Genomic DNA, 19,405 nt, shown 5'->3' with positions numbered 1-19,405 from the left:
TTGCGCGGCCAGCCCATGCACCATCGACAGGCCCAGGCCGGTGCCGTGCCCGACGCCCTTCGTCGTGAAGAAGGGTTCGAAGGCGCGGGCCGCCGTCTCCTCGCTCATCCCGCTGCCGGTGTCGGCGACGGCGATGGACACGCAGTCCCCGGCGGCGAGGTCGAGCGGCCGTCCCTCCATGTCGTCGGGGCAATTGCCGGTGCGGATGGTCAGGGTGCCTCCCGCCGCCATGGCGTCCCGCGCGTTGATGGCGAGGTTGAGGATGGCCATTTCGAGCTGGTTCGGGTCGACCCGCGCCGGCCACAGGCTGGGGTCCGTCTCCGTCACGATGCGCGTGGTGCCGCCCAGCGTGCGCTCCAGCAGCCCACCCATGCCGGTGACCAGGGCGCCGACGTCGACCGTCTTCGGCTCCAGCCGCTGCCGGCGGGAGAAGGCCAGCAGATGCTGGGTCAGGGTGGCGCCGCGCTCCACCGCCTTCTCCGCCATGTCGAGGGCCTGGGGATGGCTGGCTCCACCGCTTTCCCCCGCGGCGCGCAGCAGGTAGAGCGAGGTGCCGATGGCCTGGAGCAGGTTGTTGAAGTCGTGGGCGATGCCGCCGGTGAGCTGACCGATGGCCTCCATCTTGCGGGCCTGGTGCAGCGTCTCCTCGATCTCGCGCAGGGCTTGGCCGGTGCGCTCCCGCTCCTCGACGTCGCGGGCGACGTGATAGGCGCCGATGCGCCGCCCGCTGGAATCCAGGATGGTGCCGAAGGCCAGTTCGTAGCGCTTGCGCTGCAAGGTGGGGTCGCCCAGCTCCTCCACGATGGTGAAACGCTCTCCGCCGAGCGCGCGGCTCCACAGGGACTCCGCGGTGACCTGCGCGGTGGGCAGATGCTCCATCATCTCCAGAAGGCGCTGGCCGATGGCCGGGCGGTGGCCGTACAGCGCCTCGACCTCCCGCTGGTAGGCGCCGTTGAAGAGGATGTAGCGGCACTCCTGGTCAACCGCGACGATCAGGTCGGTGGAGCTTTCGATGATCGCGGCGAACAGGCGGCGGTCGGAGGCGTGGCGGTCCACCAGTTCGCCCAACTGCATCTCGTGGGCGCGCCGCCGCTCCGTCACGTCTTCCAGAATGCCGACGGCGCGGGTGGTGCCGTCCGGGTCGGTCAGGCAAGACCCGCGCATGGCCAGCCAGCGCACCTGCCCGTCGGGTGACCCGACGGGGAATTCCGCCTCCAGCTCGACCTTCGACGGATCGTCGCGGAAGAGAGCGGCGCGGATGGCGTTGCGGTGGTCCGCCGCGACGTTGCGAATCCAGGATTCGACCGAGGCGCCGTCGAGCACCGGGACGCCCAGGAGGGCCGCGGTCTGGTCCGAGCCGTGGAAACGGCGGCTGCGCATGTCGAAGCGCCAGACCCCCAGCCCGACGACCTCCATGACCAGCCGCTGCTGCGCCTCGCTGTCGCGCAGGCGTCGGGCCGCCCGGTTCAGCGCGCCGGCCACCGCGTTGACCTCCCGGATCGGTGCGGGGGCGGTCATCATCAGCGAGGCGTGCGGGCCGTCGCGCCCCAGCGCCAGGGCGGCGCCGGCCAGCGCCGCGACCGGATCGGCGATGCGCCGCCCGACCGCCAGCGCCATCGCCAGACTGACCAGCAGCAGGATGCCGCCGCCGCACAACACCAGCGTGACCGAGCGGCGCATGGGCTCGGCAATCAGCGTTTGCGGGACGCCGACGGCGACGGTCCAGCCCGACAGCTCCGAACGGGCGAAGGCGTTGAACAGCGGCGTGCCGTCCCGCGCCACGATGTCGAAGGAGCCGAAACTGGTCGAGGCGGTCCGGCGGAACACGTCCGCCGAAATCGGCGTGCCGGTGAAGGTGTCGTGCGAGGCGGTGCGGGTGATGACGACGCCCTGCCGGTCCCACAGGGCGGCGATCCAACCCTCCGGGAGGCCCTGCTGGCGCAGCACCTCGATGAACATCTCGGTCGGGATGCTCATGGTCAGCACCCGCTCCGAAGGTCCGTTCCGCGTGATCGGCAACGCGACGGCGACCAGGGGGCGCTGGGCGACCGCGCCCATGAAGATTTCGGAGATCTGGGGCTGGCCGCTGTCCGCCGTCCGCCGGATCAGGCCGGTCACCGCGGCGCGGGGAAGCGGTTCGCCGAACGGGCGGCGCGTGTTGATCAGTTGTTGGCCCTGGGCGTTGCTCAGCATGATGTGGACGCCCTCGCGCCGGCTGCCCTTGTGCTGGAGCACCTCGGTCGCCTGCCGGTGGAAGGCGGCGAGATCGCCCTTTTCCAAGTGGGGGGAGGTGGTCAGAACCTGGAGCGCCGTCTCCATCGCAATGAGTTCGCGGTCCACGGCGACGGCCAGCGTCCGCGCCAGATCCCGGCCGGACCGCTCGATCGCGGCGCTCTGCGTCTCGGCCATACGGAAGACCGTCCAGCCGGCGAAGCCCAGCATCGGCAGCAGCGCCGCCATGACCAGCAGCACCAGCCCGGTGCGGAGCGACAGGCCACCGGCCTGGGCTTGATCATCGCCCGGGCCGCCGTCGCTCACGGCGGGTGCGTTGTCATCCTGAGCGTGCACAGGCAAGGGATGTCATGCTCCGGTATGCATGGCGAGGGGCGCGCCCGTAACCATCGCAGAGTCCGGCAGCAAAGGACACACCTTTGACGGAGCAGGGTTTTTATCGAAGGGGGTGGAAATACCGCTAACCCATTCGATCGATTGGGCCTGGAGCCGGCGAGGAAGGCAAGGCGGATGAAGGCCCCGCGTGGCTGGCGTGCATGAAAAGAAAAAGGAGCCGCAAGCGGCTCCCTTCCCGTGGTCGCTCGGTGCGTCCGTTGGGGCGTCAGGCCGGCTGCTTGCCGTCCATCAGCGCCACGAAGCGGTCGAACAGATAGTGGCTGTCCTGTGGGCCGGGCGAGGCTTCCGGGTGGTACTGCACCGAGAAGACCGGCTTGTTCTTCAGCCGGATGCCTTCGTTGGTGCCGTCGAACAGGCTGACGTGGGTCACCTCGGCGTCGGCGGGCAGGGTCTCCTCCATCACCACGAAGCCGTGGTTCTGGCTGGTGATCTCCACCCGGCCGGAGGCCAGGTCCTTGACCGGATGGTTGGCGCCACGGTGGCCCAGCGGCATCTTCTTCGTCTTGGCGCCCAGCGCCAGCGAGAGCATCTGGTGGCCCAGGCAGATGCCGAACATCGGCAGGCCGGTGTCCAGCAGGCCCTTGATCGTCGGCACGGCGTATTCGCCGGTGGCCGCGGGGTCGCCGGGGCCGTTCGACAGGAAGACGCCGTCCGGCTTGTGGCGCATCACGTCCTCGACGGTGGCGGTGCCCGGAACCACGGTCACCTTGCAGCCGGCCGCGGCGAGGCAGCGCAGGATGTTGCGCTTGGCGCCGAAATCGATCGCCACGACGTGGAAGCGCGGATTCTCCTGCGTGGCGTAGCCGGCGCCGAGCGTCCAGGCGCCCTCATTCCAGCCGTAGGTCTGGCGGCAGGAGACGTCCTTGGCGAGGTCCATGCCCTCCAACCCCGGCCAACCCTTGGCCTTGGCGACCAGCGCGTCGAGGTCGAACTTGCCGTCCGGCGCGTGGGCGACCACGCCGTTCGGGGCGCCCAGGTCGCGGATGCGCCGGGTCAGGCGGCGGGTGTCCACCCCGGCCAGACCGACCAGGCCGTAGCTCTTCAGCCAGTCGTCGAGGTGGCGGGTGGCGCGCCAGTTCGACGGGTCGGTGACGTCGGCGCGCAGGATCAGGCCGCGCGCGGCGGGAGTCACCGTCTCGATGTCCTCCGGGTTGGCGCCGGTGTTGCCGATGTGCGGGAAGGTGAAGGTGATGATCTGCCCGGCGTAGCTGGGGTCGGTCAGGATTTCCTGATAGCCGGTCATCGAGGTGTTGAAGCACACCTCGCCCACCGAATCCCCCACCGCACCGATGCCTCGGCCCTTGAAGACGGTGCCGTCGGCCAGAACCAGGACACCGGTGTAAGCGCCGGCATCGCCCGCCGGGAGAGTCGATTGAGCCATCCTTCAGACCTTATCAAGAGCCGCCGCGGGCCACATATTCCTGCTTCGCGGAACGTCGGCGCCGCGTCCCGCCCCGCTGGGCGCACGCGTCGTCGTCGGTCCGTGCCCCACCATCCCGGTTCCTTGCGGTTCGGGTGTCTGAGCCTGGATCGATTAGTCGGGACGGGTGAGCCGGTCAACCGTATATGACGATTGGTACTCCGATTTCCAGCGGCGCGTTTGCATATTCGCCGTGCTTCACCGGTGGGGCTTGGCCGTTGGAGGCGCTGCTGGGGGGTGGGAAGCGGCCCTTCGGAATTGACGTGGCAATCCGGCGCAAATTTAGGAATATTGCCGGTTCGCGCCGCGTCTCCCGCGTCACACCCACCGATGGGGACGGTGCGGATGCTGCCGAGCGGCCGTTATCGTTTCGACCTGACGAACACACCTGACGAACACGAAGGACACACGCAATGCTGCGCACGCGCCTGAACGAGGCCTTGAAGCAGGCGATGCTCGCCAAGAACCAGCGCGCCGTCTCGACCGTGCGCCTGATCCTGGCCGCGCTGAAGGACCGGGACATCGCGGCGCGTTCGCGCGGCGTCACCGACGGCATCGACGAGGCCGAGATCCTCTCCATGCTGCAGACGATGATCAAACAGCGCGGTGAGTCGATCAAGCTGTACGAGCAGGGTGGCCGCCTGGAACTGGCCGAGCAGGAGCGCGAGGAGATCACCGTCATCGAGGGCTTCCTGCCCAAGCAGATGTCGGAGGAGGAGGTGGCCGCCGCCGTGAAGACGGTGGTGGACGAGATCGGCGCCACCTGCATCAAGGACATGGGCAAGGTGATGGCGGAGTTGAAGACCCGCTACGCCGGCCAGATGGACTTCGCCAAGGTCAGCGGCACCGTGAAGCAGCAGCTGTCGGCCTGCTGAACGTGCGGTTTCCGATCTAGCACGGGGGCCGTCCGCCCATGGCATTTCCGCCCCAATTCCTGGAGGAACTCCGCACCCGGCTCGCTTTGTCGGACGTGGTGGGCAAGCGCCTGCGCCTGATCCGCGCCGGTCGCGAGTACAAGGCGCCGTGCCCCTTCCACAACGAGAAGTCGCCCTCCTTCTACGTCAACGACCAGAAGGGCTTCTTCCACTGCTTCGGCTGCGGCGCGCACGGCGACATCATCGGCTTCGTCATGCGCCACGACAACCTCGCCTTCCCCGAGGCGGTGGAGGCGCTGGCCGGCGAGGCGGGGATGCCGGTCCCCCGCGCCACCGAAGAGGACAAGCAGCGCTACGAGCGGCGCAAGACGCTGCACGATCTGGTGGAACAGGCCGCCCGCTGGTTCGAGCAGCAGCTCTACGCCCCGGCGGGGCGCGCCGGACTGGAGTATTTCCAGCGCCGCGGTCTGGACACCGAGGGCATGGCGCGCTTCCGCCTGGGATTCGCCCCCGGCGATTCCGGCGCGCTGCGCAGCCAGCTTCTGAAGCAGGGCTTCTCGGAAGAGGACATGGTGACCGCCGGCCTGCTGAAGCGGCCGGAGGACGGGCGCACGCCCTACAGTTTCTTTCGCAACCGGGTGATCTTCCCGGTGACCGACCGGCGTGGCCGGGTGGTCGCCTTCGGTGGACGCATCCTGGAGGGCGATGGCCCGAAATACGTCAACACCGCCGACACGCCGCTGTTCCACAAGGGAACGCTGTTGTACGGCCTGTCGCGGGCGCGGCAGGCGGCGGCGGACGGCAAGCCGGTGATCGTCGCCGAAGGCTACATGGACGTCATCGCGCTGGTCCGCGCCGGCTTCGAGGGCGCGGTGGCGCCGCTCGGCACCGCCCTCACCGAGACGCAGGTCCAGGAGCTGTGGAAGCTGATCCCCGACGCGGAAAAGGTGCCCTTCCTCTGCTTCGACGGCGACAACGCCGGGCGCCGGGCGGCGTGGCGGGCGGTGGAGCGCATCCTGCCGCACCTCGCCCCCGGCCATTCCGCCCGCGTCGCCTTCCTGCCGGAGGGCGAGGACCCCGACAGCCTGATCCGCCTGCACGGTCCCCGCGCCATGCAGGAGGTGCTGGGCGAGGCCATCGCGCTGTCCGAGGCGGTCTGGCGCATGGAGACCGAGGGCAAGCCCACCGACACCCCCGAATCGAAGGCGGCGGTGAAGGCGGCGCTGGACGCGCGGGTCGCGCAGATCGCCGACCGCGACGTGCAGGTCTTCTACCGCACGGAGATGCGCCGCCGCGTCGACGAGGCCTTCGCCCCGCCGCCGCGCCAGCGCAACGGGCGCGGCCCCTGGGTTCCTGCAGGGCAATGGCAGGGCGGGGGGCAGGGCGGGCGGTTCGGCCAGCAGCCGCGGCGTCACACGCCGGGCCTGCCGGGCCTGCGCACCGCGCCGCCGCCCGGCCACCGTCGCCGCAACCCCGGCAACCTCGCCGCCGCGCGGGAGCGCGTTCTGCTCGCCGTGATCATCAATCACCCCGAACTGTTTGATGAGTTGGGCGAATCGCTGGGCATGCTGCCGTTTCCCGACCGGGAATTGGAGGAATTGCGCCAAGCGGTCATTGGATTGCTTGCCGAACGGCGGGAGAACGACTCGGGACTTGACGCCGCATCGCTTTGTCGCCACTTGTCTTCCGCCGGCTATGATACCATTGTCCGCTCTCTGCTCAGCGAGTCGACCTATGTCCATGCCGGCTTTGCACGCCCGGACGCGTCCTCCCTGGACGCGAAACGGGGGTGGTGGCCGACATGGCATCACCTGCACCACAGGCAGGTGATGGCCGATTTGAGAGAAGCGGAGGCGGCTTTGGCCCGTGACAACAGCGAGGCGAACTTCGCGCGGGTCGTGGCCCTTCAACAGGAGGTCATCAGGTCCGGAATGGGTATGACGGATGACGAGGATCTCGACGATGCCTAGCGGCCAGCGCCGCCGGGCGTGGTGCGGAAGGGAAGGGCCGGAGGGAATGAGACCCGGATGGGTCTGGCCGGACAAGGTCCGGAACGGTTCACAACCGGTTTAAGCAGGTGCGGATCGACAGCGGGGGGCCGCTGCGATGCGTGCTATGGGTTTTTCTTATGGGGTAATGCGGGGGCATCGATCGCATGGCCACGAAAGCTGCGAACAGCGTTGAAGTTTCCGAAGCCCGGGACGAGGCCGGCGACGGCCCGCTCATGGACGGCATGGGTCTTGCCGTCAAGAAGATGATCGCCCGCGGCAAGGAGCGTGGCTACGTCACCTATGACGAGCTGAACGCTGCCCTGCCGCAGGATACGTCGTCTTCCGAGCAGATCGAAGACACGATGGCCATGCTCTCCGAGATGGGCATCAACATCGTCGAATCGGAAGAGCAGGACTCGGAAGGCAACGCCAACGCCGACGGCGAGGGCGAAGGCCGGTCCGCCGGCAATCTGGACGACGACGACATCGGCCGCACCGACGATCCCGTGCGCATGTATCTGCGCGAGATGGGTTCGGTCGAGCTGCTGTCCCGCGAGGGCGAAATCGCCATCGCCAAGCGCATCGAGGCCGGGCGCGAGATGATGATCGGGGCGATCTGCGAATCGCCGCTGACCATCCGCGCCATCCTCGAGTGGCACGACGCCCTCATGGAAGGGAAGATGCTGCTGCGCGACATCATCGACCTGGACGCCACCTATGGCGGCGGCCCGGACGGTGAGGAGATCCCCGAAGGTCTGGCCGAGCCGGTGGAAGCCGCCACGGAGGAGACCGAGGAGGAGCGTCCGCCGCGTCCCGAGGGCGAAAGCGAGGAGGAAGGCGACGAGGACGGCGAGAACAGCCTGTCCCTGTCGGCCATGGAAGCCGCGCTGAAGCCGCAGGTCATCGAGACCTTCGAAAAGATCAAGGCCACCTACGACAAGCTGCACAAGCTGCACGAGGGCCGCATCGCGGCCATCCAGCGCGGCGAGGACGTGGCCAAGCAGTCGGACAAGAAGTACGACAAGCTCAAGACCGAGATGGTCGAGCTGATGAACACGGTGCGCCTGAACAACCAGCGCATCGAGCAGCTTGTCGAGCAGCTCTACGCCCTGAACCGCAAGCTGACCGGCTTCGAGGGCAAGCTGCTGCGCATGGCGACCGACTGCCGCGTGAAGCGCGAGGACTTCCTCAACCACTATTTCGGGCATGAACTCGACCCGAACTGGCTGGAGCGCATCCGTGGCCTGAACCCCAAGACCTGGGGCAAGTTCTACGACAAGTACGAGGCCGACATCCGCAAGACGCGCGACGGCGTGTCGAGCATCTCGGATGAGGCCAAGCTGCCGATCAGCGAGTTCCGCCGCATCGTCTCCACCGTCCAGAAAGGCGAGAAGGAAGCGAGCCGCGCGAAGAAGGAGATGGTCGAGGCCAACCTGCGCCTCGTGATCTCCATCGCGAAGAAGTACACGAACCGCGGCCTGCAGTTCCTGGACCTGATCCAGGAGGGCAACATCGGCCTGATGAAGGCGGTGGACAAGTTCGAGTACCGGCGCGGCTACAAGTTCTCGACCTACGCGACGTGGTGGATTCGCCAAGCGATAACCCGCTCGATCGCCGACCAGGCGCGGACCATCCGCATCCCGGTCCACATGATCGAGACGATCAACAAGCTGGTCCGCACCAGCCGCCAGATGCTGCACGAGATCGGCCGCGAGCCGACCCCGGAGGAGTTGGCGGAACGCCTGATGATGCCGCTGGAGAAGGTCCGCAAGGTCCTGAAGATCGCCAAGGAGCCGATCTCCCTCGAAACGCCGATCGGCGACGAGGAGGATTCGCATCTCGGCGACTTCATCGAGGACAAGAACGCGGTCCTGCCGCTCGACGCCGCCATCCAGGCGAATCTGCGCGAGACGACGACCCGCGTCCTGGCCTCGCTCACCCCGCGCGAGGAACGCGTGCTGCGCATGCGCTTCGGCATCGGGATGAACACGGACCACACGCTGGAAGAGGTCGGCCAGCAGTTCAACGTGACGCGCGAGCGCATCCGCCAGATCGAGGCGAAGGCCCTGCGCAAGCTGAAGCACCCGTCGCGGTCGCGCAAGCTGCGCAGCTTCCTGGACACTTGAGGTTTCCGGGAGCGCACGCTCCGCACGGAATGCGGTCGTAAGGAAAGCGGGGGGCCTTCGGGTCCCCTGTTTTCATTTTGGGCTTCGGCCCTCATTGAACGGGGTTGCATAAGCTCCCTGTTCTGGGCACATTCGGCATCCCTTGGTGGGGGCCTGTAGTTCAGCGGTTAGAACGCGCCGCTCATAACGGTGTTGTCGTCGGTTCGAATCCGGCCAGGCCCACCAACCTTTCCAATGGCTTGCCGACGCGGTGAACGGGAAAGCAAGGGAATGGGAAAGCAATGGGAACGCAGCCGGTCAGCGGCTCGCCCGAAGCACGACCGAGACAGCCCTCCACGTCCCGGATCGTCGGACAAGCTTGTTTCGGCTGCACGCCATGACCGGTCAGTTGATCCTGAAGCGGGATTTTCAAGACGACGGTTCGGCACCCCGCTCACATGATTTGATCGCCCCTGTTGCGCGTCCTTCCCGTCGACCGACCCAACGAAGTCCGGTGCGCCGACGTCGTGGGGCATAGCAGAGCCAGATTGTGTCAGGGCGGCATCTCGGCGCGAACATGAAACAGGATTGACGGCGCAGAAGGGTTGTCCGCAGAACGGGATTCACCGTAGGTTGCTTCGGCTGGCAAAGGAGCGCGCGGAGGTCTCCATGGCGACGGTGCAGGAAGCGCTGGGGCTTGCGGTCGAATACCATCTCCAGGGCGGACTGACGGAGGCCAGGGAACTTTACGGTCGGATCCTGGCTGTCGAGCCGGACCAGCCTCACGCGCTGCACCTGTTGGGTGTGCTCGACGGGCAGGAGGGCCGTCCGGTGGACGCGATGGCGCGGATCCGTCGCGCCATCGCCAGCGCCCCGGACATTGCCGACTTCCACGCCAATTTCGGCAAACTCGCCATGGCGCTGGGACGGACGGACGAGGCGGCCACGCTTCACCGCCGGGCGTTGACGCTGCGCCCCGGCCATCCGGATGCGCTCGCTGGTCTGGTGCCGATGCTGGCCGGAGGTGCCCCGACCGACGAGGCCGTGTCTGTGTTGCGGCAGCGTCTGCGCCTGACGCCCGAGGATGGTGGGCTGTGCTTCTCCCTCGCGCGGATGCTGCGGGCACGGGGGGAGGAGGCGGAAGCGGCGGCGGCTTATCGCCGTCTCATCGCGCTCGACCCCACCCATGGCGCGGCCTGCAACAATCTTGGCAACCTCCTGCGGGCCAGCGGCGCCATGGAGGCGGCGGCCACCTCCTTCCGCTGCGCCGTGCGGCTCGTGCCTAGCTCTGCGATGCTGCTGGTTAATCTCGGTGCGGCGCTTGCCGATCTCGGGCGCACCGAAGCGGCGATGGCGGCGTTCCGTCGGGCAATCGCCTGCCAGCCCGACGACGGCGACGCCTATTGCGGGCTGGGCAGCGCGTCGTCCGGACCTTGCCCATCCGACCGCTTGCGGGTGTTGAACCAGGGGCTGTGCGCCGCCCCGGACCATCCGGGACTGCTGTACGCGTTGGGGGTGCTCCACGCCGCTCGCGGCGAAGACGCCTTGGCTATCGGCTTCCTGGCCCGGGGGGTGGAGGTCGCGCCGTGGGACGCCGCGTGCCGGCTGGCCTTGTGCGTCGGGCAACTCCACCACGTCTACGCCGATGGGGCGGAACTGGAGTCCAGACGGAAGGCCTACGCGCATCACCTCGCCACACTCGACGGGCTGATCGGCCCCGGCGCTCCGGTCGAGGCGCAGCGCGGCGCCTTCGACCTTGTGGGCTCGCATCTGCCTTTCCTGCTAGCCTATCAGGGCATGGACAACCGGGCTTTGCAGGAAACCTACGTCGGTATCATGGCCGGGCTGATGGAGGCGCGCCTGGGGAGCCGCATCCCGACCATCCTGGGAACGCCCCGCGCATCCACCCACCTCCGGGCGGCCCGGACGCGACTGCGGGTCGGGATCGTCTCGTCCTATTTCCACGACCATTCGGTGTGGCGGGCGATCCTGGCCGGCTGGCTCACCCAGCTCGATCCGGAGCGGTTCACCCTTCTGGGATACCATGTCAGGGGGGAAGAAGATGCCTGCACCGCTCTGGCCGCGTCGCGTTGCGCGGTGTTCCGGCGCGGCCTTGGCACCACGGAGCGCTGGGCGGACGCCATCGTCGCCGACCGGCCCGACGCGCTGCTGTTCCCCGAGGTGGGCATGGAGCCGATGACCCATCGGCTCGCGGCGTTGCGCCTCGCGCCGGTGCAGGCCGTGGCCTGGGGGCACCCCGACACGACGGGACTTCCCACGCTCGACCATTACCTGTCGGGTGACCTGCTGGAGCCGCCGGATGGAGATGCCTTCTACAGCGAGCGCCTGCACCGCCTGCCCAACCTTGGTTGCTACGTCGAGCCCACGCGGCGACCCGTCGCGTCGGTCACGCGCGGGCGGTTCGGCATGTCCGACGCGGCGCCGGCCTTCCTGTGCAGCCAAAGCCTGTTCAAGTACCTGCCGCAGCACGATCATGTTTTTGCCGCCATCGCCGCCGCCGTGCCGGGCAGCCGGTTCCTGTTCTTCCGGCACAGCCAGCCCACCGTCACCCGCATCTTCGAGGATCGGCTGGAGCGGGCCTTCGCTCTCCAGGGCATCGACAGCCGGGAGCGCTGTGTCTTCAGCGATCCGCTCGACCATGACGCGTATCTGGGGACGCTGCGGGTGATGGACGTCTATCTCGACAGCATCGGCTTTTCCGGCTTCAACACGGCTTTGCAGGCGGTGGAGGCGGGGCTTCCGGTGGTCACGCTGCGGGGGAACTTCATGCGCGGACGGCTGGCCGCCGCCCTGTTGGACCGCCTCGGCATGGCCGATGTGGTCGCCCAAAGTCCGGACGACTTCATCGCCGACGCCGTTCGCCTGGGGCTCGACCCCGCGGCGCGGGCCATCCGCGGTTCCCGCCAGACCGCCGCTCTTCCCGTCGTCTATCGTGATCGGGCGACCATCACCGGACTGGAGCGATTTCTGACGGGATAGCCGTGGCGGCGTCCCTCGCGGCGGTTTCCACCACGGGCGACGCAAGGTCGCGGCGCAGGCAGACGGCGCTGCCGGGGCAGAGGCCGGCGAATTGCGCGCTGGCCCGGACGTCCGGCGGGGCCTCGCTCCGTTCCGCACGCCCGAATCCGATGCGTTCGAAGAAGCCGGCGGCACCGATGGTCAACAGCCACAGCCGCTCCAGGCCGAGCGCCACGGCCTCCCGGGAGATCGCATCCACGACCGCGTGACCGTTGCCCCGGCGGCGCCGTTCCGGCAGGACCACGACCGAGCGGAGCAGCCCGTCGCGCTCATAGACTTCCAGGCCGCCGTAACCCAGGAGCCCATCGGGGTCGTCGACGCGCCAGAAGCGCCGCCCTGCGTCGGCGATGTCTTGGTTCGGCAAGCCTTCCATGGCGAGAAGAGCTGCGAGAGCCGGCAACTCCGGCTTCGCCAGCGGCGTGACCGTCCGTGGTCCCGTCATGACGGCTTCCTCCCCTTCGGTCCGCCCACGGCGGGTGCGGACGATTTCCGAAAATTCCCGAAAACAAGAATAACGCCGTCGGATCAGCTGATCCAACCGCGTTCATCAATGCAGTACAGGACATTCCTGAGGGAAGAGGAGAGTGGCGCGCCCGAAGAGATTCGAACTCCTGACCCCCAGATTCGTAGTCTGGTGCTCTATCCAGCTGAGCTACGGGCGCTTCTCTCTGCCGCGGCGTCGGCGGGGCCGTCGTCTGCGGTGGCGCGGTTTTTAATCGGGCCGTGACCGGAAGGCAACCAAAATCGTCCGGCCCGTGAAATTTTTCCGGCATGGGGAGGTCAGCCCTTTGACGGACTACAGAATGGCGGCGGTTGGGCTTACCTTGGCGTGGAGAGCGACCAGCCAGAAGGGCATTTGAGAACAGCTATGGGCATGACGTTTCTGAGCCGCGCCGTTATGGGGCCGGTGGGATTGCTGACGGCGCTTTCCGTGACGGCAACGATCGGGGCGGCGGCGATCGCGACGGCGCAGGCGGCGGACGACCGGTCCGGCGCCGCGGTGCTGGTGTCCGCCGCCATCGGCAACGAGGTCGTCCAGATGGTCGAACTCGGCCCGAAGGTCATCCAGGTGACCGTCAACGACCGCGTCGTCTATGAGGACCGCGAGGGGCGCACCGTGTCCTTCGTGAACGCCTACAACATGGAAGGGCGCTGGCTGGTGCTGCTTCAAGAGAGCGTGGACGGCAAATGCGCCGCGCGCTTCCGCGTGCTCGACCTCGGCGGGACCAAGGCCTCCGTCTCGCTGCCGTTCGGGACCTGCAGCGACGCGCCGAAGGTGGAGCAGGCCGACCGGACGCTGACTGTTTCGCTGCCCGCTTCCGACGGAAAGAGCACGGCGGCCTGGAACTACCGCGACGGAATGCTCGTTCGCATGCGCTGAATGGAAAGGGAGCGGCAAGGACCGTGGGACATCTGAACCTCTGGCACGTCAACAAGGCGATCTCGCTTCTCGGCAGCACATCCTTCGTGCTGCCGGTGGCGGGCATCCTGATCGTGATGCTGTGGCGCCGCCATTCGGCGGTCTCGGCGGCGCGCTGGCTGGCCGTGCTGGCCATGCTGATGGGCTCGGTGGCGCTTCTGAAGATCCTGGGCCACGCCTGCGGCATCCGCCTGTTCGACGACCGGCTGACCAGCCCCAGCGGCCATGCCGCGCTCGCCGCCGCCGTCTACGGGGCGGTCGGGGTGATGGCGGCGCGCTCGCTGGACGGCTGGCGGCGTGGCGTGGTGGTCCTCGGCGCCCTCGGGCTGGTGGTGGGCGTGGCGGCGTCGCGCATCCTGCTGCGCTACCATTCGGTGACGGAGGTGGTGGTCGGCCTCGTTCTCGGCGGGCTGGCGGTGGCGGCCTTCGCGCAGAGCTTCAACCGGATGACCCCGTCGCGCCTGAACCTCAGCCCGCTGGTCCTCGCCCTGGTCGTGCTGTTCGGCGTCGCCACCTACGCGCTCGGCGACCGCACCAACGCCGAACCGATGCTGAAGCATTTCGCCTATCTGCTGCGTGAGGAATCCCCGGTCTGTGGCCCGATGCCGCCGCTGAACAGTTTCCTGGAACGGCTGTAGCGGCTGTTTTCCTTGACGGATGCGGTCGTCGTCCACGGCTGCACTTCCCGGGACTTGGCAACCGGAATGTTTGCCTTGCGGTGTCGGTTGAGGGTTGAGAGCGGGCTTGCGACGGGGCATGGTGTGGGCTTATACCGACGCCCCCGTTCCTGACCCGTTCTGCTTTTTCGGTATCCCTTCCGGCCCATGTCGCTGTTCGGTTCCCTTCCTCGCGCCGCCGCCACCGCCAGCGCGACGGTCTCCTTTTCGCAGGAGGATCTGGCGCGCGTCTTCGATGCGAAGACGTTGCAGCGCGGTCGCACGCTCATCCTGACCGGAGCGGTGACGCTGCTGGAGGCGGAGGCGCGGATCGCCGCCACGGTGACCGACCTCGGCCGGACCCTGTCGGTGACGGTCGTTCCGGTGCGCGGCCGCAGCCGGGTGGTCTTCGACAAGAGCTGCACCTGCGGGCGCAACGCCTGCGCCCACATGGCCGCGGCGGCGCTGATGACGCTCGACGCCCGCCCGGAAGGGCGGCAGATGTCCCTGTTCGACGCGCCCCCGGCCGCGGAGCCGCCGGCGCTCCAGGCGGTTCCCAACGCGGCTCCCGCACCGCCGCCGCTTCCGGAACCGGCGCCCCCGGCGCCACCGCCACCCGATCCGGTGCTCAGCGTTCGCTGGACCCTGGAGCCGGGCAAGGACGACGCGGCCATGTTCGTCTCCGCCGTCATCGCGGTGGAGGGGGCGGGGGAGGGCGACGACGTCTCCACCCCGGCCAGTCCGCGCGACGTTCTGGCCCGCGCGCCGCGCAGCCTGGACGGCGACGTGGACCGCGCCATCGCCCGGCTGCTCGGCGGCGGCGGGGTGGTGCGCACGCCGGTCGCCAAGAGCCGCGGCGACGTGGTGGACCGCATCCTGCGCCGTCTGCTCGGTTGCGGGCGGCTGCGCTGGCGCGGCGGCACGGAGCTGGCGGAGGGGGCGGGGATGACCATCCGCGCCTTCCGCGATCCGGCGACGCGCAAGCTGCGCCCGACCGGCTTGCCGCCCGGCGCCGCGATGATCAAGGGGCTGGGCTACTGGTGCGTCGATCCGAAGGCCGGCACCGTCTGCCCCGTCGAGTTGCAGGTCGTGGAGGTGCCGAAGCCCAAGGCCGCGGTTCCCCCGCCTGCCGCCAAGGCGGCCCCCGCGAAGGCGGCTCTCACGAAGGCGGTCCCCCTGAAGGCGGCCGCCCGCACAGGGGCGGCCCGCCCCTCAGCGGAGCGCCCGGATTTCCCGGCGGCGTCCGCATTCGCCGCGGGCATGCCCGGCGGCGTGCGCATGGGATCCGACCCCGCCGCGACCATCGTCGAGCGCGACCCCCGCGTCGTTGCCCGGCTGGGCCGGGTGGTGTCGCCGGACGGCGGGCTGGTGGACGTGCTGCGGCTGGCCTTCGACTATGGCGAGGACGATTCGCCGTCCGAGATCGAACCCGACGACCAGCGCCAGTTCGCCCGCGTCGAGGAGCCCGCCGGGGCGGTCTTCGTCCGCCGCGACAAGGCGCTGGAGCAGGGCGCGCTCGACCGTCTGGCCGCCTTCGGCTTCGCCCAGGCGCGCATCGAGCCGCCCAAGGGCCAGTTGAACGCCCGCGGCACCCGCGTCCACTGGCTGACCGGCAAGGACGCCGAGGAGCGCTGGGCGGCCTTTCTGAAGACTGAGGTGCCGGCCCTGCGCAAGGACGGCTGGACCGTCGAGATCGGCGCCGACTTCGGCACCCGCGTCGTCGAGGCCAACGAGGAGGTGGCGGTCGCCGTGCGCGATTCCGGCGACGGCTGGTTCGACCTCGACGTCGGCGTGGAGATCGATGGGGAGCGCCGCGCCCTGCTGCCCATCCTGGCGACGCTGATCGAGCGCGGCGGCATGGAGGCGACGCGCGTCATCGACGGGCGCGCCCACTTGGTGCTGGACGACGGCAACGTGCTGGCCCTGCCGGCGGAGCGGGTGGAGCGGCTGCTCAGCGTCCTGGAATCCATGCTCGACAGCGGGCGGCGGCTCGACGACACGCTGAAGGTGCCGCTGACCGAGGCCGACGGGCTGCTGGACATCGACGACCTGATTGCGCGGCGCACCGAGGACACCGGCCAGATCGACCGCTACCTGCGCACCATCCAGGAGCAGGAGATGCCGGCGGAGATGGACCCGCCGCCGGGCTTCCAGGGCACGCTGCGCGACTACCAGCGCGTCGGCCTCGCCTGGATGCAGGGGCTGCGGGCCAACCGGGTGGCCGGCATCCTGGCCGACGACATGGGGCTGGGCAAGACGGCCCAGACGCTGGCCCACATCGCCATGGAGGAGCAGGAGGGGCGCCTGACCGACCCCTGCCTCGTCGTCGTGCCGACCAGCCTCGTCCCCAACTGGGTCGCCGAGGCGCAGCGCTTCACGCCGCATCTGCGGGTGGTCGTGCTGCACGGTCTGGACCGTCACGAGAAGCTGGGCGATCTCGACCGCGCCCACATCGTGGTGACCACCTACGGCGTGGTCGGCCGCGACGTCGAGGTGCTGAAGCGCCGGGACTGGCACCTGCTGATCCTCGACGAGGCGCAGGCCATCAAGAATCCGGACAGCAAGGCGACCCGCGCCGTCTGCGCGCTGAACGCCCGCAACCGGCTCTGCCTGTCCGGCACGCCGGTGGAGAACAATCTCGGCGAGCTGTGGAGCCAGTTCGCCTTCCTGATGCCCGGTCTGCTCGGCGACCGCAAGGAGTTCGGGCGCCGCTACCGCACCCCCATCGAGAAGCGCGCCGACGGCACCCGCGCCAAGCAGCTGATGCGCCGCATCCGCCCCTTCCTGCTGCGCCGCACCAAGGAGGCGGTGGCGAAGGAGTTGCCGCCGAAGACCGAGGTGGTGGTGCGCATCGACCTGGAGCCGGCGCAGCGCGACCTTTACGAGACCATCCGCCTGTCGGTGAACGAGACGGTGCGGGCGGCGCTGGCGGTCAGCGGCGTGTCGCGCAACGCCATCACCATCATCGATGCGCTCCTCAAGCTGCGGCAGGTCTGCTGCGACCCGCGTCTGGTCAAGATCCCCGCCGCCGGCAAGGTGAAGGAGACCGCCAAGCTCGACGCCCTGACCGACATGGTGCTGGAGATGGTGCCGGAAGGCCGGCGCATCCTGATCTTCTCGCAGTTCACCTCCATGCTCGACCTCATCAAGCTGCGGCTGGAGGAGGCGAAGATCGGCTATGTCGAGCTGACCGGGCGCACGCTGGACCGCGCGGAGCCGGTGAACCGCTTCCAGAACCGCGAGGTGCCGGTCTTCCTCATCAGCCTGAAGGCGGGCGGGCGCGGCCTGAACCTGACGGCGGCGGACACGGTGATCCACTACGACCCCTGGTGGAACCCGGCGGCAGAGGATCAGGCGACCGACCGCGCCTACCGAATCGGGCAGGACAAGCCGGTCTTCGTCTACAAGCTGATCGCCGCCGACACGGTGGAGGAGCGCATCCTCGACTTGCAACGGCGCAAAGGAAACCTGTCTGACGCAACCATCGAGGGCACCGGTCTCATCAGTGCACTTGAAGGCGGGGACATCGACTATCTGCTGGGTAAGGCGGCGGACTGACCAAACCCTCGGGATTACCGCCCTTCCCGGTCTGGCCTTCGCCGGTCCATGGCATAGATCCTTGAAGACGAAAGCACTGCGTTCGTTTCCCTTGCAACGGGGAGGGCCATGGCATCGACGAAGCGGGACACCGCACCCGATCCGGAACGGCTCATCGGCGCGTGGCGCGACGCCGCCGCGGACGCCCGCCGTTGGCGTGACGATCCCGACCGTGTGGCCGCCCTGAGGGCGGCGCGCACCCGGCTGCATCAGCCGCCACCGCCGCCACCGCGCCCGCCCCAGCGGGTGCTGGCCGACGAACTGCGCTCTGCCCGCACGGCCTGGGAGGAAGGGCAGGGGCTGGACGCCGCCGCGCGCGCCCTGGCCTACGCCAACCTGAAGCGCTGGGAGCCCGGCCTGTTCGGCTACAGCGAGACGCAACGCTCCACCGCCGGCAAGATCGCCGCGTCGGAAGCCGCGGAGTCGCGACGCGATGCGCAGGAGCGGGCAGAGGCCCAGGCCCTGCTCCGCGCCTTTCGCCGCGTCCAGGAGCGTGCCCGCAGCACCGCCCGCGCCGTGCAGGCCGACCCCCGCGCCCGCGCCATGGCGGCAGACGAGGGGCTGATGCTGCCGGAGGGCGGCCGGTCCGGCGGTGTGACGGCCCCGTGAGCCGCCGCCTCAAGGCCAACGACGAGCAGGCGTCCTTCGCGCTCTCGCCCATGGCCTTGCCCGATGAGAAGCTGCTGGAGATCCACCGCCGGCTCTGCCTGATCTTCGGCTGTCCAATCGCCTATTTCCGCGCGCTCGATCCGCTCAGCGAACTGGTGTCCTCGCTGCTGTCGCACCGCACGCGCAACGCGGCCTCCGGTGCGGCCTTCCGCGCCTTGCGGGCGCGTTGGGGGGAGGATTGGGCGGCGGTGCGCGACGCCGACCCGGCGGAGGTCGAGACGGTCATCGCCGGGGTGACGTGGCCGGAGCAGAAGGCGCCCCGCATCCAGGCGATCCTCCGCCGGATCACCGAACTGCGCGGCGAGCTTTCCCTGGATTTCCTAGGGGAGATGACGGTGCCGGAGGCGCGGGCCTGGCTTCAGGCGCTTCCCGGCGTCGGCCCGAAGACCGGCGCCGCGGTGATGAGCTTCAGCAGCCTGCGCCGCCCCGCCCTGCCGGTGGACAGCCATCATCACCGCGTCGCCGTGCGCACCGGGCTGATCCCGTCCAGCGTGGCGGTCGGCCCGTCGCACACCATTCTGGAGGCGCGGCTTCCCCCGGAGTGGACGGCCCAGCAGATCTACGACCATCACGAGGTGATGATGCTGCACGGGCAGCGGGTCTGCTTCTACCGCAACCCGGCCTGTGAGCGGTGCGCGCTGCTGGACCTGTGCCCGGAGGGGCAGGGGCGGATGGCGGGTGGGCCACCGCCCCGGGAAAGCCGGGAATAAGGAATCAGGGGGTCTCGCCCGCCTTCCCCTTGTAGTTTTCGGCCTGACGGCGGTCGTCTTGCAGTTCGCGCGCCATCTCCTGATCGATCTTCGGGTCGATGGATTTCGCTTCGTCCGCCAAGCTCTTGGCCTTGCGCGTATCGCCCTGGGCCGCCGTCTCTATAGCCTCTTCAGCGAGATCGTGGGCTTTGCGGTGCTCGGGGCTCTGTTCATGCTTGCCGGTCATCAATGTCTCCTTGCTGAATGATCGTCAATTGATGAGGGAGGGCGGGCGGCGCATGCCCGGCAGGGGGGA

At 68.9% G+C, this 19,405-nt stretch carries 13 protein-coding genes and 2 tRNA genes; 10 read left to right on the top strand and 5 right to left on the bottom strand.

All coding sequences use genetic code 11. The features are described from left to right. Positions 1 to 2,538 (bottom strand): PAS domain-containing protein (locus GBZ26_RS14770; protein ID WP_174439486.1); only part of this gene is annotated, 2,538 nt, incomplete at its 3' end. Between the two features lie 295 nt (positions 2,539 to 2,833). Further along, positions 2,834 to 4,009: a glutamine-hydrolyzing carbamoyl-phosphate synthase small subunit gene (carA, locus tag GBZ26_RS14765; RefSeq protein WP_174439485.1), complete on the bottom strand. Its 1,176-nt coding sequence runs from the start codon at positions 4,007 to 4,009 to the stop codon at positions 2,834 to 2,836. A gap of 452 nt (positions 4,010 to 4,461) precedes the next feature. Between carA and GBZ26_RS14760 the strand changes: the two genes are divergently transcribed. The 5 genes from GBZ26_RS14760 (at position 4,462) to GBZ26_RS14740 (ending at position 12,019) form a co-directional block, all read left to right on the top strand. After that, entirely contained in the window at positions 4,462 to 4,923 is a 462-nt protein-coding gene (locus tag GBZ26_RS14760) for a GatB/YqeY domain-containing protein (protein ID WP_174439484.1), read from the top strand. 38 nt (positions 4,924 to 4,961) lie between these two features. Further along, positions 4,962 to 6,893, top strand: coding sequence for a DNA primase (dnaG, locus tag GBZ26_RS14755; RefSeq protein ID WP_174439483.1), 1,932 nt, complete (start codon positions 4,962 to 4,964; stop codon positions 6,891 to 6,893). Between the two features lie 185 nt (positions 6,894 to 7,078). Further along, complete coding sequence (rpoD, locus tag GBZ26_RS14750; RefSeq protein ID WP_174439482.1) at positions 7,079 to 9,040, top strand: RNA polymerase sigma factor RpoD; 1,962 nt, start codon at positions 7,079 to 7,081, stop codon at positions 9,038 to 9,040. A gap of 149 nt (positions 9,041 to 9,189) precedes the next feature. Then, positions 9,190 to 9,265, top strand: a tRNA-Ile gene (locus tag GBZ26_RS14745). Between the two features lie 423 nt (positions 9,266 to 9,688). Further along, positions 9,689 to 12,019 (top strand): tetratricopeptide repeat protein, encoded by a 2,331-nt coding sequence (locus tag GBZ26_RS14740; protein WP_174439481.1) that lies wholly within the window; start codon positions 9,689 to 9,691, stop codon positions 12,017 to 12,019. Here GBZ26_RS14740 and arsN2 read toward each other — a convergent pair. Both arsN2 and GBZ26_RS14730 read right to left on the bottom strand, forming a co-directional pair. Next, on the bottom strand, positions 11,988 to 12,500 hold the full coding sequence (arsN2, locus tag GBZ26_RS14735) for an arsenic resistance N-acetyltransferase ArsN2 (protein ID WP_174439480.1): 513 nt from the start codon (positions 12,498 to 12,500) through the stop codon (positions 11,988 to 11,990). The genes GBZ26_RS14740 and arsN2 overlap by 32 nt on opposite strands. A 143-nt stretch (positions 12,501 to 12,643) precedes the next feature. Next, positions 12,644 to 12,720: transfer RNA gene (locus GBZ26_RS14730), tRNA-Arg, on the bottom strand. A gap of 212 nt (positions 12,721 to 12,932) precedes the next feature. On the opposite strand from GBZ26_RS14730, the gene GBZ26_RS14725 reads away from it, so the two are divergent. The 5 genes from GBZ26_RS14725 (at position 12,933) to GBZ26_RS14705 (ending at position 19,110) form a co-directional block, all read left to right on the top strand. Beyond that, on the top strand, positions 12,933 to 13,439 hold the full coding sequence (locus tag GBZ26_RS14725; protein WP_174439479.1) for a hypothetical protein: 507 nt from the start codon (positions 12,933 to 12,935) through the stop codon (positions 13,437 to 13,439). Positions 13,440 to 13,462: 23 nt separating this feature from the next. Further along, positions 13,463 to 14,116 carry a phosphatase PAP2 family protein gene (locus tag GBZ26_RS14720; protein WP_051140303.1) on the top strand — a complete coding sequence of 218 codons (654 nt, stop codon included), beginning with the start codon at positions 13,463 to 13,465 and terminating at the stop codon, positions 14,114 to 14,116. Between the two features lie 186 nt (positions 14,117 to 14,302). Further along, positions 14,303 to 17,692, top strand: coding sequence for a DEAD/DEAH box helicase (locus GBZ26_RS14715; protein WP_174439478.1), 3,390 nt, complete (start codon positions 14,303 to 14,305; stop codon positions 17,690 to 17,692). Between the two features lie 108 nt (positions 17,693 to 17,800). Then, the gene (locus GBZ26_RS14710) at positions 17,801 to 18,340 is read left to right on the top strand and encodes a hypothetical protein (RefSeq protein WP_174439477.1); all 540 of its coding nucleotides are present in this window, start codon (positions 17,801 to 17,803) and stop codon (positions 18,338 to 18,340) included. Continuing rightward, a complete protein-coding gene (locus GBZ26_RS14705; RefSeq protein ID WP_343207211.1) occupies positions 18,337 to 19,110 on the top strand; it encodes an endonuclease III domain-containing protein in 774 nt (257 codons plus the stop codon). Before GBZ26_RS14710 ends, GBZ26_RS14705 begins: the two co-directional genes overlap by 4 nt. 4 nt (positions 19,111 to 19,114) lie before the next feature. On the opposite strand, the gene GBZ26_RS14700 is transcribed toward GBZ26_RS14705, so the two are convergent. Next, complete coding sequence (locus GBZ26_RS14700; RefSeq protein WP_137138934.1) at positions 19,115 to 19,336, bottom strand: hypothetical protein; 222 nt, start codon at positions 19,334 to 19,336, stop codon at positions 19,115 to 19,117. Between the last annotated feature and the right edge of the window lie 69 nt (positions 19,337 to 19,405).

This window comes from Azospirillum formosense (assembly GCF_013340925.1).
GTDB classification, from domain to species: Bacteria; Pseudomonadota; Alphaproteobacteria; order Azospirillales; family Azospirillaceae; genus Azospirillum; species Azospirillum formosense.
This window is presented reverse-complemented; position numbering and strand designations above follow the sequence as displayed.